This is a genomic window from Clostridium zhoujianii, from assembly GCF_051590805.1.
GTDB lineage: Bacteria > Bacillota > Clostridia > Clostridiales > Clostridiaceae > Clostridium.
This window is the reverse complement of sequence record NZ_JBPUTF010000001.1, coordinates 2,142,646-2,161,322: the sequence shown is the minus strand read 5'-3', so window position 1 is coordinate 2,161,322 and position 18,677 is coordinate 2,142,646. Positions and strand designations below refer to the sequence as shown.

Annotated in this window: 13 protein-coding genes; all 13 read left to right on the top strand. The window is 29.5% G+C overall.

Features of this window, described 5'->3' with window-relative positions; translation table 11 throughout:
- Positions 1–48: 48 nt before the first annotated feature.
- The 13 genes from ACSYT2_RS10290 (at position 49) to ACSYT2_RS10230 (ending at position 18,625) form a co-directional block, all read left to right on the top strand.
- Entirely contained in the window at positions 49–519 is a 471-nt protein-coding gene (locus tag ACSYT2_RS10290; protein WP_438384705.1) for a PTS sugar transporter subunit IIA, read from the top strand.
- Positions 520–532: 13 nt separating this feature from the next.
- Positions 533–1,072: an RDD family protein gene (locus ACSYT2_RS10285; protein ID WP_438384704.1), complete on the top strand. Its 540-nt coding sequence runs from the start codon at positions 533–535 to the stop codon at positions 1,070–1,072.
- A 19-nt stretch (positions 1,073–1,091) separates the two neighbouring features.
- Complete coding sequence (locus tag ACSYT2_RS10280) at positions 1,092–2,453, top strand: sulfatase family protein (protein ID WP_438384703.1); 1,362 nt, start codon at positions 1,092–1,094, stop codon at positions 2,451–2,453.
- Between the two features lie 69 nt (positions 2,454–2,522).
- Positions 2,523–3,326 (top strand): sulfite exporter TauE/SafE family protein, encoded by an 804-nt coding sequence (locus ACSYT2_RS10275; RefSeq protein WP_430855132.1) that lies wholly within the window; start codon positions 2,523–2,525, stop codon positions 3,324–3,326.
- A gap of 53 nt (positions 3,327–3,379) precedes the next feature.
- Positions 3,380–4,501, top strand: a complete 1,122-nt coding sequence (locus ACSYT2_RS10270) for a radical SAM protein (RefSeq protein WP_438384702.1) — start codon at positions 3,380–3,382, stop codon at positions 4,499–4,501.
- A 182-nt stretch (positions 4,502–4,683) separates the two neighbouring features.
- On the top strand, positions 4,684–5,502 hold the full coding sequence (locus ACSYT2_RS10265) for a hypothetical protein (protein ID WP_438384701.1): 819 nt from the start codon (positions 4,684–4,686) through the stop codon (positions 5,500–5,502).
- Positions 5,489–6,058: a hypothetical protein gene (locus tag ACSYT2_RS10260; RefSeq protein WP_438384700.1), complete on the top strand. Its 570-nt coding sequence runs from the start codon at positions 5,489–5,491 to the stop codon at positions 6,056–6,058. The genes ACSYT2_RS10265 and ACSYT2_RS10260 overlap by 14 nt, the downstream gene beginning before the upstream one ends.
- A gap of 123 nt (positions 6,059–6,181) precedes the next feature.
- Entirely contained in the window at positions 6,182–9,220 is a 3,039-nt protein-coding gene (locus ACSYT2_RS10255) for a DEAD/DEAH box helicase (RefSeq protein ID WP_438384699.1), read from the top strand.
- Positions 9,221–9,822: 602 nt separating this feature from the next.
- On the top strand, positions 9,823–11,298 hold the full coding sequence (locus ACSYT2_RS10250) for a protein adenylyltransferase SelO (RefSeq protein WP_438384698.1): 1,476 nt from the start codon (positions 9,823–9,825) through the stop codon (positions 11,296–11,298).
- Between the two features lie 448 nt (positions 11,299–11,746).
- The gene (locus tag ACSYT2_RS10245; RefSeq protein WP_438384697.1) at positions 11,747–13,495 is read left to right on the top strand and encodes a carbohydrate-binding protein; all 1,749 of its coding nucleotides are present in this window, start codon (positions 11,747–11,749) and stop codon (positions 13,493–13,495) included.
- Between the two features lie 166 nt (positions 13,496–13,661).
- A complete protein-coding gene (locus tag ACSYT2_RS10240; RefSeq protein ID WP_438384696.1) occupies positions 13,662–14,447 on the top strand; it encodes an HD domain-containing protein in 786 nt (261 codons plus the stop codon).
- 454 nt (positions 14,448–14,901) lie between these two features.
- Complete coding sequence (locus ACSYT2_RS10235) at positions 14,902–16,458, top strand: carbohydrate-binding protein (protein WP_438384695.1); 1,557 nt, start codon at positions 14,902–14,904, stop codon at positions 16,456–16,458.
- A gap of 187 nt (positions 16,459–16,645) precedes the next feature.
- Positions 16,646–18,625, top strand: a complete 1,980-nt coding sequence (locus tag ACSYT2_RS10230; protein WP_438384694.1) for a fructose-specific PTS transporter subunit EIIC — start codon at positions 16,646–16,648, stop codon at positions 18,623–18,625.
- The last annotated feature ends 52 nt before the right edge of the window (positions 18,626–18,677 follow it).

Here is an 18,677-nt window from a genome sequence, read left to right as displayed (position 1 = left end):
TTAGCTAACTTTTCCTTGCCTTATAGCTATATGAAAAGGGGCAAAAGTATGTTTTCAATATTAAAAAAGAATAAGCTTAAGTTTGTTTCACCTGTGAAAGGTAAACTAAAAAATTTAGATAATGTAAAAGATGAGTCAATCTTAAATAGGGATTTAGGAGATGGCTTTGCTGTAGAACCAATGGATACTAAGATAGTATCTCCAATAGATGGGGAGGTAACCTTAGTATTTAAAACACTTCATGCAATATTTATTAATAATGAGGATGGTCCAGACATCTTGATTCACATTGGATTAGATACAGTAAATCTTAATGGAGAAGGATTCAAGTCCTTTTGTGAAGTAGGTCAAAAAGTTAAAAAAGGTGATTTATTAATGGAAGTTGACTTTGAAGGAATAAAGGATAAGGTACTTTCTTGTGATGTTATTGTGTTAGCTCAAGAAGAGGCTAGCTTTAAAATTTTAAAAGAAGATCAAATTGTTCAATGTGGTGAAAAAGAAATTGTAGAAGTAAAGTAGAGGAGTTTTTAAGATGAGTAAGGTATTAAATGTAAAGAAAAATAAGTTTCCAAGAATAATTGCCTATATAATAGATTATTTAACAATTATTTTATCTACAAGTGTAATATCATTTTATGCAATCAACACTGAGCTTGGTATAAACTACATAATTTTAAATGAGTTACCGAAGGAGTTTAGATTAATGTATGATATTATAGCTATTTCTGTATCTATAGTAGCAATAATAGTTATCCCACTATTTAATAAAGGAAGAACTATAGGTAAAAGAATTATGCATTTAGACCTTATAAGCAAAGATAATAATTCCATTTCTCATTTTAAAATATTCATAAGACAAGGACTAGTAATATTCTTATTAGGAGGAATATTAAATCCCAATCATTTATACTTAATAGATTTCTTGAACTTAAGTGTTAATAACTTCTTTGGAAGTATTCAAATGTTAATTAATGGACTAAGTATTTTTTGTATCTTTATGTTCCTTTTCACTAAGGGAGGAACTACATTATATGATAAATACTTAAATCTAAAAGTAGAAGCAAATAAGTAGTAATATAAGGAGTAAAAAAATGAACATTTTATACATACATACACATGATTCAGGTAGGATATTATCCCCTTATGGTTATGATGTGCCTACACCAAATATAAAAAAGTTTGCAGAGGATGCCACTTTATTTACTCAAAGTTATTGTGTATCACCTACATGCTCTCCATCAAGAGCAGCCTTGCTTACAAGCACCTATCCACATCAAAGTGGTATGTTAGGTCTTGCACAACGTGGTTTCTCTATTGATTATAGTAAGCATTTAGTTAACTATTTAAATAATCATGGATATAATACAGTACTATCTGGAATTCAACATGAGGCAGGTTGGTATTTAGATCATGAAGCAGGAGCTGAAATGATTGGATATAAGGAGAATCTAACTTGTGATAACAGTAATTACAGACAAGAGGATTTAACAATTTGGGATGGCGAAAATGCAGATAAGATAACTAAGTGGTTAGATAATTATGATAAGAAAGAGCCATTCTTCCTTTCATATGGAATGTATGCAACCCATAGAAGATATCCTGATGTTATTGATGAAGAAATTAATGAAAATATGGTTAATCCACCATATCCTTTACCTAATAATCCTGAAACTAGAAGAGATCAGGCTCGTTATATGACTAGTGCAAAAAGTGCTGATATATGCTTTGAAAAAGTAATACAAAGCTTAAAGGATAATGGATTATATGAAGATACAATAATTTTGTTTACAACTGACCATGGATTAGCAAACCCATTTAGTAAATGTACTCTATTTGATAATGGAATAGCTGTAAGTTTAATAATGAGGGTTCCAAATTCTAAAGCTAAAGGACAGGTTGTAGATAATTTAGTATCACATATTGATGTATTCCCAACATTATGTGATCTATTAAAGTTAGATAAACCAGAATATCTAGAAGGAAAATCATTTGTTAAGTCCTTTGAAGATCCAATGGCGCCAACAAGAGATGAAGTATTTGCAGAAGTAAGCTTCCATACTTCTTATGAACCTATTCGTTGTATAAGGACAAAGAGATATAAGTATATAAGATACTATGATGAAGAGTATTTAAAAATAAATCAATCTAATATAGATGAGTCACTTTCAAAAGACTATTTAGTAAAGAATGATTTAGATAAGCAGGTTAAATATAAAGAAGCATTATTTGACTTGTATTATGATATTGGTGAAAGAAATAATCTTATTGATAATGAGGAACTTTCTGAAGTTAAGAATACTCTAGCAGAAAAGTTAGAAAAGCACCTTAAGGATACTGGAGATATTATTTTACAAGGAGAAATTCCAATAAAGAAAGAGTGGAAAGTTAATAAGAAGGAGTGCAGGGAAGCAAGTTCTAAAGATAAAAATGATTATGTAAGTTTAGGTAAATAAAATTAATTAAGGGAGTGTGAATTTATTATACTCCTTTATTTATTTTAAAAACTAAGGAGGAGATAAGTTGTGATAGTTTATTCTTTAATGAGTATAACACTATTTCTTATTAGCTTATTAGCATCTTTGGTTGGAGCTATTAGTGGAATAGGTGGAGGGGTTATAATAAAACCCATTTTAGATTCCATTGGGATTATGAATGTGTCTACAATAAGCTTTTTATCTGGATGCACTGTTTTAACCATGACTATAACTTCATTGATAAGAAATAAAAAAAATAAAAGTGGAACAAATATTAATTATGGTGTTACATTTTATCTGGCTATTGGATCTGCTTTTGGTGGAGTAATAGGAAAAGTATTATTTGATATTATAAGAAATAATTTATCTAGTGAGAACATAGTTGGATTGATACAATCTATAATATTGTTAATTATAAACATTGTAATAATCCTTTATTTTAAAAATAAAAGTAACATCAACACTTTAAAGATAAATAATAAAAGCATTTGTATTTTAATGGGGATTAGTTTAGGGGTTATATCCTCCTTTTTAGGAATAGGTGGAGGACCATTAAATATTGCATTACTATACTATTTTCTATCTATGAGTGCAAAGGAGTCTACTATAAATTCATTGTTTATAATTTTCTTTTCTCAAGTCACAAGCTTAGTAACTACATTATTAACAGGGAATATTCCCGAGTTTGATCTAATATTTTTAGTGCTGATGTGTAGTGGAGGAGTACTTGGAGGAATAGTTGGAAGTAAGGTTGGGAAGAAAATGGATGATTGCAAAACAGAGAACTTCTTTATGTTAGTACTTTGTATGCTTACCTTTATAAATATATTTAATATTATAAAGTTTATTTAGTTTTAATTTATATTAGAAATATTATTTTATGTATGAAAAGAGGTTGTTTACTAATGAAGAAAAATTTAACAGTTATGATAAAGCCCTCATCTAGTAAATGCAATTTTAAATGTAAGTATTGCTTCTATAATTCAATAGCAGAGGAAAGAGAGGTTATGGATTATGGATTTATGAGTGAGGAAAGTCTAGAAATCATAGTAGACAGAATTGAGGAATACTGTGATGGAGGAGTTTGTAGTATGGGCTTCCAAGGGGGAGAACCAATGCTCATTGGTTTGGAATTTTATAAGAAGCTTATAGAATATACGAAAGAAAAGAGTACTAAATTTAATTTTATGCTTCAAACTAATGGAACACTGATTAACCATGACTTTGCAGAGTTATTTTATGATAATAAATTTTTCCTTGGTGTATCTTTAGATGGAAGTGAGGAATTACATAATTTAAATAGGATAAATCATGTTAATAATGGAAGTTTTAAAGATGTTATGAAGGGAATAGAACTATTAAAAAAGTACAAGGTTGATTTTAATATTCTTGTTGTAGTTACTCAGGCACTAAGTAAGAAAATAGAAAACTGTTATGAATTTTTAAGGAAGAATAACTTTAATTATATTCAGTTTATACCATTTATTGAAGCTTTAGATGATTGGAATAATAACAACCTAAATTTTCATTTAACTTCAAAAGATTATGAAGCCTATATAAAGAAACTATTTGATATGTGGTATGACGATATATCAAAAGGAAATATGGTTAGCATAAGATATTTTGATAATATACTTGGATTATTTTTAGGATATGATTACGAAGCTTGTGATATGAGGGGAGTATGCTCTTGCCAGCATATAATTGAAAGTGATGGGAAGGTTTATCCTTGTGATTTTTATACTTATGAAAAATATAGTATAGGTAATATAATTAATGAATCCTTTGATGAAATCCATGAAAAAGAATTAGCTAAAAACTTTATAATTAATTCTCCGAATAAGGATAAAAAATGTGAAGTATGTAAGTATAGAGCCCTTTGTAGAGGTGGATGTAAGAGATATAGAGAAAGTAGTAAGGGCAAAGGTTACCTCTTCTGTGATGCTAATTATAGTTTTTTTGATTATTCTTATGATAGATTTAGGGAAATAGCCATTAAAATATCTAAAGGTGAATTAAAATATTAATATTTTACCCATTAGAAAACCTCAACTAATCTAATTAGTTGAGGTTTTTCTATATACATTAATTAAAAACATATTATTAAACTTGAATAAATAGTGCACATAGTTTACTGTTATTTACAGGAGAGTTGATTAATTTTGTTACTATGTAGGTTAATTATTTATAAGGTGAAAGTAGGTAAATAATGATATCAGAAATTTGTGGGAAAATAAGTAGAACTGGTTCTAATTTAGATGATAGGCGAGAGGACAAACTAACTGGAGATGTTTTTGGAACGTTACGATATATTTCGTTTAATAAGGTAATGAAAGAGTTATTACTAGAATGTAATGTTCCAGAGGATATAAGAAGTATTAATATGGATTATTGGGCAGAATGTGTTGAATTTTGGCCATATGATGAAGAGGGGGAATTGGACTGTATTATATATTTACCCGAAATTACGATAGGTATAGAGGTTAAATATTTAAGCGGTATTTCTTCTGATGATGGCAAATGTAATACACAAGATAGCAATCATCAGCTTGCTAGAGAGTCTAGAATACTTGGGAGAATAAGTAGAAGAAATGGAACAAAGGCGATGCTTATATTTATTGCACAAGAACTTGCTGCAAAACAAATATATATAGATACTATGAATAGAAATATTATTGATAAGAATGTTAAATTATCTTATTTAAGTTGGCAAACTATGATGAATAAGATAAATGATATAAAAGAAAGTAAGGCTTTATCTCAATATGAAAAGGTAATTCTTTTAGATATCTTAAATTTATTAAAAAGAAAAGGATTTTGTAGATTTAAAGATTTCGTAATACATAAAGAGGTAGATGAAAACTTATATTTTAAGTTTAATAGTAAAATAGGGAATTTCAATTTTAAAGTAGATAACTTAAGAATCGACGACAAAGTATATTATAAATTTGAAAATAGAGAACTTATAATGAATTTTGATAATAGTAATTTAGTAGTAGAAGGTGGGAAATATTATGAATTCAAGTGAGAATATAAAAAATGCATTTACTGTAGTAGTAAAAACTTACGAGAATATAGAAAAATTAATGAATTATTGTGATAATGTAGCTGATAACTATGGATATATACCTATCAGTAGTAAATTCTTAAGAAGGAGAAGTGATAATAATCCTACAGGATGGTTATATAGGAGTTTAATAAAGGTTTATCAAGCAAAAGAGAATTTTCAAGAAGATGAGGATGGATGGTGTGATGGACCTGTATATACTATGGAATTTAATTTTGAGGAAGAACCAAATTGCTATTTATCTAAATTTGAATATGAAGATATTACTAGTTGGAATAATGGAATCTCTCCAACAGAACATTGGGGGTTTTACTTTCCAACGGATGAGAGGGATGAAAGACATAGTTTTGTAAAAATTGAAGATGATTATATTGTATCCACGCCTAAAGAAGGGTATAAAGACACTTATTGGGGATTAGAGAGAGTTATTTTTAGGGTTTTAAGCCTACTTGAAATAAATGGAGATAATGCTGGTAGTTTAATTTTCGGAGAGTTTGACAAGTTAAAGGATAAGTAAAAGACTAATAATTATACAAGGAAAATGAACTTTTAACCAAGAGAAAACTAGGTTGGTAATAGGGAACGAAGTGTATATAAACAAATATAGATAAAACTAATAAAAATTACTAGGAGTTAATTGATGAGAAATATAAAAAACATATTAGAATATTGGTATTCTATAGAATTTTTTGCACCATCTCAAATAAAGAGAAATAATGATGCAATAAATATTAATAAAGATACTAAGGCATTGTTACCATGGGAAAATAAAAAGAAAAACTATGATGCATATGATGTTTATTTAGGGGAATTACAATCGGATAAACTATTAAAAGAGATGTTTGAAAAGCTTAAGTTAGATGATACTTTAATGGAAAGGGAAAATACTAGATCTTGCATATGCGGATTCAAAGTGGATTCAAAAGGTAGTTATGTTGAAGGAACATTTATTATTGCTACTTTTGTATGGGCAGTTGCTAAAATATTAAGAGAAAAAACTCTAGATGTTAATCTTACAGAAGAAGGGACTAATAAGTTTAATGAGGAAGTTAATGAAGTATTAAAGGAGAATAAAGAATCTTTAGATAGAGAAAGTTTATACTCCATTCTATCAGAGGTTACCAAAAGATTAGAATTAAAGGTGGAAAATCCTAATTTCAATGTAGGGATAATTAATCCTAGGGGAAAAAAGAGAGAAGGAGAGGATGAGTCTTCTAATGAAATGATGAGCAGCTTCTTTACAAAGGATATAAGGCTAATAAAAAATAGCATAAGCTCAAATGATAAATTAGTAAGATATATTAATGGATTAAATGATACAAATACGAAGAGAATAGAAATCGATACAGATGTGGAAGAAATGCAGAAGTGGCTAAGTCCAGATAAGTATCCGTTAGGAAAATGGCCATCCCCTTATAGTCCAAGTCTTATGCAGCAAATTGCTATTAATATGGCGATAGCTAATAAAAAGAGCGGAGAAGAAATTTTTTCGGTAAATGGACCACCAGGTACTGGAAAGACAACTTTATTAAAGGAAGTTATAGCTTCGTATATTGTTGATAGGGCAAATTTACTATCTAACTATGCTAATCCAGATGATGCATTTAATGAGGCTAATTTTAAATTTCCTCCTAATGAATTTCTTAAGAAGTATTATAAAGTTGATGAAAATCTTTGTGATTATGGTATATTAGTGGCATCTAATAATAATGCAGCTGTAGAAAATATTTCGAAAGATTTACCCAAAGCTGAAGATGTAAAGGAAACTAATACTGGATTGTTTAATATAGAAAGTAATAAAGAAATATACTTTTCTGATATAGCAACTGAACTTATTGGGGAAGAATGTTGGGGACTTATTTCTGCACGATTAGGGAAAAAGTCCAATATAGATGAGTTTAAAAATAACTTATGGTTTGGTAAAAAGGCTAATCTCCAGAATTATTATAAAGATAATAGTAAAAAACTTGATTGGGAAGACGCTAGAGATAATTTTAAAGATAGACTAAATAAAGTTACTAAGTATAGAGAAAAAATAAAAATTGCACTAAATGACGTTAAGGATAATTATGTTATAAAGAAAGAGTATGGAGAAAGCAAAGAAAGAATAGATGAGTTAAGATTAAAGTTAACTAATCATGATACTCTAGTAGCAAATGTTTCGGAAGCTATCATGAGAATTGAAACACATAAGGAATCTATTAAAAAGAACATTGCAATATTGAATGAAAATATTAGCTTTATTAAAAGAATATTACCGTTTTTATTTACGAAAGATAAAACCATGTTGAGATTAAACGAGCTTAAAAGTGAATATACTGACATTAATATAAAGTTAGTAGATGAGAATTGTTACTTTGAAAAATTAAATAAGGAAAGAGCAGAAATAAATAATGAGTATAATAAGTGTATGGAGTCAAGTAAAGATTTACAAGAAAAATATAATGATAGTTGTGAAAAGTTAGAAAAATATGAAGAGCAATTTGGAAAAGCATATGCAGATGCAAAATTTTATAAAGATATAGTAAATAATGAAGAATCTCAAACACAATCTCCTTGGACAAATAAGGAATATGATAAATTAAGGGAAGAACTCTTTTATAGTGCATTAATGTTACATAAGTCATTTATATTAAATTCTAAGGCTATAAAAAATAACTTAAACTGTTTAGTAAACATGTGGTCAAATAAATTTTTAAAGGATGATATGGATGAAGCATTTAGTGATGTGTTTAATACTCTATTTTTAGTAGTACCTGTTATATCAACAACCTTTGCATCAGTACAATCATTCTTAAAAAATGTAAAAAAAGAATCCATAGGAACATTGATAATAGATGAATCAGGACAAGCAACTCCTCAATCAGCATTAGGGGCGTTATGGCGTACAAAAAAAGCAATAATTGTCGGTGATCCATTACAAGTTGAACCAGTAGTGACCGCTTCGAGGGAGCTATCTAAACAATTCATAAAGAAGCTGGGGATAAATGGTTTTTATTTCAGACAAGAGCTATCAGTACAGGAGTTAGCTGATAAATTGAATCCTTATGGAGGATATAGAAATGGCTTATGGGTAGGTTGTCCATTAATCGTCCATCGTAGGTGTATTGATCCTATGTTCTCTATTTCTAATAGAATTGCTTATGAAAATAGAATGTTTAAACAAACTAATGAAAAAAAGCTAGATTCAATAAAGTTATCATTAACTACAAGCTGGATTGATATAAAGGGAAAGGAAGTGGGGAATAAAAATCACTTTATAAAAGAGGAAGGGGATAAAGTAGTAGAACTAGTATTAAAAGCCTTTAATGATAATAATGGTTTTCCGGATTTGTATATTATTTCTCCTTTCACATCTGTTATTTCAGGTGTAAAAGAATTATTGGAAGAAAAACTTAAAGAAGAATTTCCTGAATTAAATAAAGATTTAATTAGAGGGTGGATTAGTAAATCTTGTGGAACAGTACATACATTCCAAGGAAAAGAGGCTAATGAGGTTATTTTAATATTAGGTTGTGACAATATGACTGGAGTATCAGCGGCAAATTGGGCAGGATCTAAACCAAATATTTTAAATGTGGCAGTAACTAGAGGGAAATATAGAGTAGTTATTATAGGGAACTGTGATGTGTGGAAGAATATAGCTAACTTTGATGTTGCATATGAAGTGTTGAAATAGGATATATGTATACATGGGTAGGTATAAAGAACGGATAGAGCATAGTTAATATGAACGGCAGAGTTATTCATTTAAAGTACAATAAGATAATTAAGTAGAGGGGAAAATAGTAATAGACAAAGTAGGAGGATATATTTTAGAAACAGATGAAGCTGACAACAAGAATTTAGATACAGTTATGTATCTTATGGATGAAAATCATAATGGAATGCCTACAGAGAATAAGCTTATAAAAGGTAAAATTGATAATGGATTAGTAAGATGGGGAGCACCATTGATCTATATGAAAGGTAGAATAGAGGCATAGTAACTTAAAATAATAAAAACTCTTACTTGTATTTTAATATAAGTAAGGGTTTTTATTTTATATAAACTCAGATAAAAAATACGATAAGTATGATATAATTAGATATCGATAATAATTATTATTTAATATTTACTAAGGGATTTTCAAAATCACAGATAGGTATATAGAATAGATATTATTAGTATAATAAGTTCTTAAAAGTAAAAGATAAAAATAAAAGGTTATTTGAAAAGTTATAAGTAAATGATTTTTTAAAGAATGAATATAAGAAATTTGAATAAGGAGAGGAGATAAAATGACAGATAAAAAAGAAAGAATAAAAACAGGATTTAACTTTGATAATAGTTATTCAAAGCTTTCAGATATATTTTTCAGTATACAAAATCCAAGTAAAGTACCAGCACCTAAATTAGTAGCACTAAATTATTCGTTAATAAATGATTTAGGATTAAATGCTGAATTTTTTAAAAGTGAAGATGGAGTAAATATACTATCTGGTAATAAGGTTCCGGAAGGTTCTATGCCAATTGCTCAAGCCTATGCAGGCCATCAATTTGGGCATTTTAATATGTTAGGTGATGGAAGAGCTATATTAATAGGAGAACATTTAACTAAAGATGGAGAAAGAGTTGATATTCAGCTTAAGGGATCAGGTAGAACTAAATATTCAAGAGGTGGAGATGGTAAAGCTTCACTAGGTCCAATGCTGAGGGAATACATTATAAGTGAGGCAATGAATGGACTTGGAATCCCTACAACTCGTAGTTTAGCTGTAGTTGAAACTGGGGAAGAAATAGCACGTGAAACCTATTTACCTGGTGCAGTTTTAACTCGTGTGGCTTCAAGTCATATACGTGTTGGAACATTCCAATTTGCAGCAAGGTTTGGTAATGTTCATGAAGTTAAAGAATTAGCTGATTATACTATAAATAGACATTATCCTTATATAGCAAAGGAAGAAAATAAATATTTGGCTTTATTACAAGAAGTAATAAAAAGGCAAGCAGAACTTATAGCAAAATGGCAATTAGTAGGTTTTATTCATGGCGTTATGAATACTGATAATATGACCATTAGTGGAGAAACTATTGATTATGGTCCATGTGCATTTATGGATATATATGATCCTAAAACTGTATTTAGCTCTATTGATATACAAGGACGATATTCCTATGAAAATCAACCTAATCTTGCAGCATGGAATATTGCAAGATTTGCAGAAACATTAATTCCACTTATAGATTTTGATCAAGATAAAGCTATAGAGCTAGCACAAAATGAAGTTTCTAATTTTATAAAGCTATACAATAGCAAATGGCTTTCTGGAATGAGATTAAAACTAGGTTTATTTAATGAAGAAGCAGAAGATGAAGCTTTAATTGAAGAACTTTTAAATTTGATGTATGAATATAAGGCAGACTATACAAATACATTTTCTCAATTAACCCTTGATATTAGAGAAGGTAGTAAAATTTTTAGTACAGATGAGTTTACTAAGTGGCACACTTTATGGCAGGAAAGATTATCAAGACAGCCTGAGTCTAAGGAAGAATCAAAGGAACTTATGAAGAAGAATAATCCTTCAATAATTCCAAGAAATCATCGTGTAGAAGAAGCATTAGAAGCTGCTGTTAAGAATGATGATTTGACTGTTATGGATAGACTTTTAACTGCTCTTTCAAAACCATATTCTTATACTAGAGGGCAAGATTATTATTCTAAATTACCAGAGCCTTCAAATACCCCATATAGAACATTTTGTGGAACTTAAATTAAAGAGTTTTTTTTAGAAAATTAATATAGAAGATAGGGCATTGTGTAAAAGATCATTTACACAATGCCTTTTTTTCTGGAGAGAATAAAAATAAAATCAATGAAAAATTAAGTTTATATTCAAGAGGCACTATGTAGAAAGAAGTATACATAGTGTCTTTTAGTATTCAATCAACTATTAAACTTATTTATAGAATTAAAAGTAGCAAAATGATATATATTAGCAGAATATTTATATATTAATCAGAAAAATATTTACATAATATATAATAAATGTAAAAATATATATGATATATTAAAAATAAAGAATTTTATGAAGGGGGAATGTAAACCTAACTTAAGACATTAGTTGACTAATACTAAATATAATTAGAAAACAAATATAAAAAAATATGATAAACAAGAGATAAGTAATTTAATAGAATTATGTAAAGGAAGGGATTAGTATGGGAAAGAAGATTAAAAAATTCTTATCAATGTTTATTCTAGGGATGATGGTAATATCAGTAATTCCAACTGTAAATACAAAAGCAGCAGATACTATAGCAGGTAATGGAAGATTACTTGTAGGATATTGGCATAATTTTAATAATGGATCTGTTGTAGTTAAACTAAAAGATGTTGATCCGGCTTGGGATGTAATTAATGTATCTTTTGGTGAATCATATTCAGATAGATCAGTAGTGGAATTTCATCCAATGTATGATGAAAAGGAATTCATAGCTGATGTAGCATATTTACAAAGTAAAGGTAAAAAAGTTGTACTATCTTTAGGGGGAGCAGAAGGAACTATTCAAATTCCAACAGAAGAAGGTAGACAAAAATTTATGAAGTCTGTTACAGGTTTAATAGATAAGTTTGGCTTCAATGGAATAGATATTGACCTTGAAGGTGGAAGCGGCATGATTCTTGCAGCGGGGGATACAGACCTTAATAATCCTACTACACCTCAGATTGTGAATTTTACAAAGGTTATTAAAGAGTTAGACAAAAAATATGGTTCTGATTTCATAGTAAGCATGGCTCCAGAATTATCATATGTACAAGGTGGAAACACTGGATATGCAGGGAATTGGGGAGCATATCTTCCACTTATTAATGCAGTAAGAGATGAATTAGATTATTTACAAGTTCAACATTATAACTGTGGTGGTAATATGGCCCTTGATGGACTTACCTACAATCAAGGAACAGCTGATTTCCAAGTTGCTATGGTAGAAATGTTACTACAAGGATTTCAAACAAGAGCTTTAAAAAATAGCTTCTTTGCTCCATTAAAGCAAGAGCAAGTAGTAATTGGGGTACCGGCATCACAAAAGGGAACTTTAAATCCTAATTCAGGATATATTCCACCAGCTGAAATGACAAAGGCTTTAAATTATTTAATTAAAGGTCAAAGCTATGGCGGACAATATAAAATGATAGGAGCAAAGTACCCTAATTTAAGAGGTATAATGACTTGGTCAATAAACTGGGATATTGTTAATAATAAAGAATTTGTTAAAGCTTACAGACCATATTTTGATGCATTACCTGCAATAAAACCTGAAGCTTTAACATTAAAAGCAGCATCAGTTAGATCTTTAGGAGTTTCAGATAAGAATTATTCATTAAATATTGATGTTCCAAGTTATAATACTGCAACATCATATGAGCTATTTGAAAATGGTAAATCTATAGCTAAAGATTCATTAGTAGTAGGAATGACAACTTCTCAGATTATCAAAAAGGATTTTACCAATAAGCCATATGGAACTTATACTTACTCAGTAGTAGTTAAGGATGCTACAGGGCAAACTGCAAATTCAACAAATTGTGTAGTAGAAGTTATAGAGGAGACAGGAAATAAAAATAAAGAAGATATAAATAATGATGGGAAAGTAGATTCTTTAGATGTAGCATTATTAGCAGAAAAATATAATATTACTTCAAGTGAGGCTAGTTATGGGGCTAAATATGACCTTAATAGTGATGGCATAATTGACATATTTGATATAGTAAGAGTATCTGCAAAGATTGGATCAGGAGATGTAGATCCACCAATACCATCAGATAATGAATGGAAGTCAGGTGTATCGTATAAACTAGGAGATAAGGTAACTTATAAAGGTAAAACTTATGAGTGTATATTTGCACATACTTCTCATGAAGGATGGTTACCAGGAACAGTTCCTACTTTGTGGAAAGAAATATAATAAAAATAAGGCTACACAATTGCTGTAGCCTTATTTCCATTAATTGACCTTGTTTTTAATAATATATTTCGATAAATATGTTATATTTATAAAATTAACATAAGCTCTTTCATTTTATTATGTGAGAAATTATAATAAACGTATTAGCATAGACTTTGGAGGAAATATGATTGATTTAAATAAAGGAAAAATTGCATTTAAGGAGTACATTTCTCAGTACGACACTTCTGATGATAAAATAAAATTAAAATTAGTACATACATATGGTGTTGTTGCAGCAGCAGAATTTATCTGTAAAAATGAAGGGTTAAGCAGGGAAGATACTGATTTAGCAATGCTAATAGCCTTACTTCATGATATAGGAAGGTTTGAACAACTTAAGAAATTTAATAGTTTTGATGATAATAAGTTTGACCATGCTTCTTTTGGTGTAAAGGTACTTTTTGAGGATGGATTAATAGGTAAGTTTATTGAAACTTCTAAGTATGATGAAATTATAAGAAAAGCTATTGAATATCATTCAAGGTTTAAGATACCTGAAGGAAATAATGAGAAAGAAGAGCTTCATATTAAGCTAATTAGAGATGCAGATAAGTTAGATAATTTTAGAGTTAAGAAATTTGAAAAATTTGAAACTCTATTTGATATAAGTGAAGAAGTTCTTGGCGCAGAGGGGATTTCTGAAAATATAATAGAGAATGTGAGAAAACATGAGCCTATTTTACATATTAATAGAAAAACTTTTATGGATATGTGGGTTTCATATTTAGCATTTATCTTTGATTTAAATTTTAGAGCTAGTTATTTATTTCTAAAAGAGAATGATTATATTAATTCTAATATTAATAGAATTAACTATACCAATCCTAAGACTATTGTCTCTATTGAGGAAATAAGAATAGTATTATTAAATTTTATAGATAAAAATTTAAGTTACAAAATTGAAAGCTAAAAGTAATCGACATAAATATGTGCAATATTGATATCAATATATAATTAACTCATAAGATAACAAAAGGAGTTGATTTCATATGAAAAAGATATTTGAATTTGCAGAGGTTTTATTTTTAGTAGTATGTTTAGGGTATAGAGAAGAAGATTTTAATATGAATTAATATAGAATATTAGGTATTATGTGGATTTTCATCTGCATAATACCTTTTTTATTATATTTAATCTAAATAATACAATAAAATAACATAATATTCAGAATTTTTTAAAAATCTATTTACAAATAACAAAAATAATGTAAAAATATATATGAAATGGTTTAAATTGAGGAAAGTTTGCGAGGGGGTGTAAATGTTAACAATAAAGGCCGTAAAATTACTCAATACAATATTATTAAAATTATGATAAACAAAGGATGGGTAAATCAATTAGGGTAAATAAGAGGAGAGAGTGCTATGAGGAATAATATTAAGAAAATGTTATCAGTCTTTATTGCGACAATTATGGTAATGGCATTAATACCAACATTGAATGTAAATGCAAGTAGTACTATAGCAGGTAATGGAAGATTACTTGTAGGATATTGGCATAATTTTGATAATGGGTCTGTTGTGGTTAAATTAAGAGATGTTGATCCAGCTTGGGATGTAATTAATGTGTCCTTTGGAGAATCATATACAGATAGAGCAGTGGTTGAGTTCCATCCAATATATGATGAAAAAGAATTTATTTCTGATGTAGCTTATTTGCAAAGTAAGGGTAAAAAAGTTGTATTATCTCTAGGTGGAGCAGAGGGAACTATTCAAATTCCAACTGAAGAAGCTAGACAAAAATTTATGAAGTCTGTTACAGGCTTAATAGACAAGTTTGGATTTAATGGAATAGATATTGACCTTGAAGGTGGAAGTGGAATGATTCTTGCAGCAGGAGATACAGATCTTAAGAATCCGACTACACCTCAAATTGTAAACTTTATAAAGGTTATTAAAGAGTTAGATAAAAAATATGGTGAAGAGTTTATAGTGAGTATGGCTCCAGAACTATCATATGTTCAAGGGGGAAATACTGGATATGCAGGAAATTGGGGAGCTTACCTTCCACTTATTGATGCTGTAAGAGATGAGTTAGATTTCTTACAAGTTCAACATTATAACTGTGGTGGTAACATGGCACTTGATGGTGCTACATACAATCAAGGTACAGCTGATTTCCAAGTAGCTATGGTAGACATGCTATTACAAGGATTTAATACAAGAGCTTTAAAAAATAGTTTCTTTGCTCCATTAAAGCAAGAGCAAGTAGTAATTGGAGTACCAGCATCACAAAAGGGAACATTAACTCCTAATTCAGGATATATTGCTCCAGCAGAAATGACTAAGGCTTTAAATTATTTAATTAAAGGTGAGTCATATGGCGGAAAGTATAAAATGGTAGGGGAAAAGTATCCAAATTTAAGAGGAATAATGACTTGGTCAATCAACTGGGATATTGTTAATAATAAAGAATTTGTTAAAGCTTACAGACCATATTTTGATGCATTACCTGCAATAAAACCTGAAGCTTTAACATTAAAAGCAGCATCAGTTAGATCTTTAGGAGTTTCAGATAAGAATTATTCATTAAATATTGATGTTCCAAGTTATAATACTGCAACATCATATGAGTTATTTGAAAATGGTAAATCTATAGCTAAAGATTCATTAGTAGCAGGAATGTCAAATTCTCAAATTATTAAAAAAGATTTTACTGATAAGACATATGGAACTTACACTTATTCAGTAGTAGTTAAGGATGCTACTGGTAAAACTGCAACTTCTGCAAATTGTATAGTAGAAGTTAAAGAGGGGACAACCCCACCAATACCATCAGAACAAGCATGGAAATCAGGTGTAGCTTATAAGTTGGGAGATAAGGTAACTTATGAAGGTAAAACTTATGAGTGTACATTTGCGCATACTTCACATGAAGGATGGTTACCAGGTACAGTTCCTACTTTATGGAAACAACTATAAAAGTATAGATAAGAAAGTGCTAACCTAATAGTTAGCACTTTTCTTTTTACAAAAATTTTTAATTTTAGTGAAAGTATTTTCAAAGAAAACTGTATTTTTGATAGTTAACACTAAAATAAGTGAAAGTGTTTACAATATTACTTCTTGATGACATAATGTAAATGTATTCAGGAGGTGTAATTAATTTATGAATAAAAAAATTGTAGCAGTTACAGCATGCGCGGCAGGAATTGCCCATACTTATATGGCAGCAGAAAGCTTAGCAAAGGCTGGGAAGAAAAAAGGTTATAGTGTAAAGGTTGAAACTCAAGGCTCAATAGGAGCAGAGAATGTATTAACAGAAAAGGATATCGAAGAAGCTGACTTAGTAATAATAGCAGCAGATATAAACGTAGATTTAATGAGATTTGCAGGTAAGAGAGTTTTTGTTAAAAAATCAATAGATGCAATTAAAGATCCAGTAAATCTTATTGAAAGAGCTTATGAAGAAGCAACAGTTTTTGGAGCAAAGGGAACTAAAGTTGGAAAGGTTACCCTAGGTAAGACTGAGAATAAATTTGTAACTCATATTATGAGCGGTATTTCTTATATGGTACCTATGGTAATTGCAGCAGGTTTACTATTAGCAATTGCTAATATATTTGCATTCCAAAAGGATGAATTAGGTCGTGTAGTAAATTGGGGATTTGATACAACAACTCAAATTGGATTCTTTATGTCAAAACTATTTGCAGTAGGACAAATTGGATTTAAGCTAATGATTCCTTTATTTGCAGGTTTTGTTGCTAATTCAATAGCAGATAAGCCAGCAATAGCACCAGCTATGATAGGTGCATATATGGCAAATGATCCAGAATTCTTAGGAACAGAAACTGGTGGTGGATTCTTAGCAGCAATCCTAGTTGCATTTATAGTTGGTTATTTAGTTAAAGGCTTAAAGAAAATAAAATGGCCAAAGATAGTACAGCCATTACTTGCAATTATGATAATTCCAGTAATAGCAACATTAGTAATAATGGTAATAGTTACATATATGATTGGTGGACCAATCGCAGGTTTAATGGATACTCTTTATAATGGATTAACATATTTAAGTAATACTTACACTGGAGCACCTTTTATTATAGGAGCAGTTATTGGTGGAATGATTGGTTTTGATTTTGGTGGCCCAGTTAATAAAACAGCACTTATATTTGGTACAGCAGTATTTACAGACACAGTTGCTAAGTTTGGTATAGAAAATGCAAACTTCGTACCACAAACAGCATCACAAGCAGCTATTTCAGTTGCACCCCTTGGTATTTGGTTAGCATCTATGTTATTTAAAAATAAATTTACTAAGGATGAAAGAATATCAGCAAGTTCTACTTTTGGTATGGGTATGGTAGGTGTAACAGAAGGTGCAATTCCATTTGCAGCATCTAATCCAGTTCAAATGATAGTAGCATCAGTTGCAGGTTCTGCACTAGCAGGTGGCTTAGTTGGTCTTACTGGTTGTAAGTTCTATGGTGGTATAGGTTCACCACTTGGAGCATTTATTGGATATATTGAGCAACCAATACCATTTATTACTTGGATACTATGTGTTTCAGCAGGTATAGTAGTTACAGCTTTAATTATTGGATTCTGGAGAAAACCAGTGGTAGAGGAAGAAGAATTTATTGAAGTAGAAGAGATAGAACCTTCTTTAGAATTAAAGACTGAAAGTGAAAATGAAGATATTCCTGTCTTTGCAGCAGATCACATCTATATAGATGAAAATTCAAAGACTAAGGATGAAGCTTTTAAGTTTATAGCATCTATAGCTAAAAAACATGGTTTTGTAGAAGATGAAAATGAATATTATAAAGGCTTACATGAAAGAGAAGATGAAGTAACTACAGGATTTAATGATGGTATAGCTATACCTCATAGTAAGAATGATACAGTAATTAGACCAGGAGTATTTCTAATAAAGTTTAAGAATCCTATTGAATGGCAATCACTTGATGGTAAAAAAATCACTACTGCCTTTGCTTTAACAATTCCAAAGGATGGAGCAGACAACCATTTAAGAATTTTAAGTGAAATTGCTACAAAATTAATAGATGATGATTTTAGAAATACAGTAATTACAGAAACAGATAGTAACAAACTATATGACTTAGTTTCAAAAATAAATTTCTAATATATAGTCCACTGGATGGGGTAAACTCTCCAGTGGAGTTTTAATCAATTTT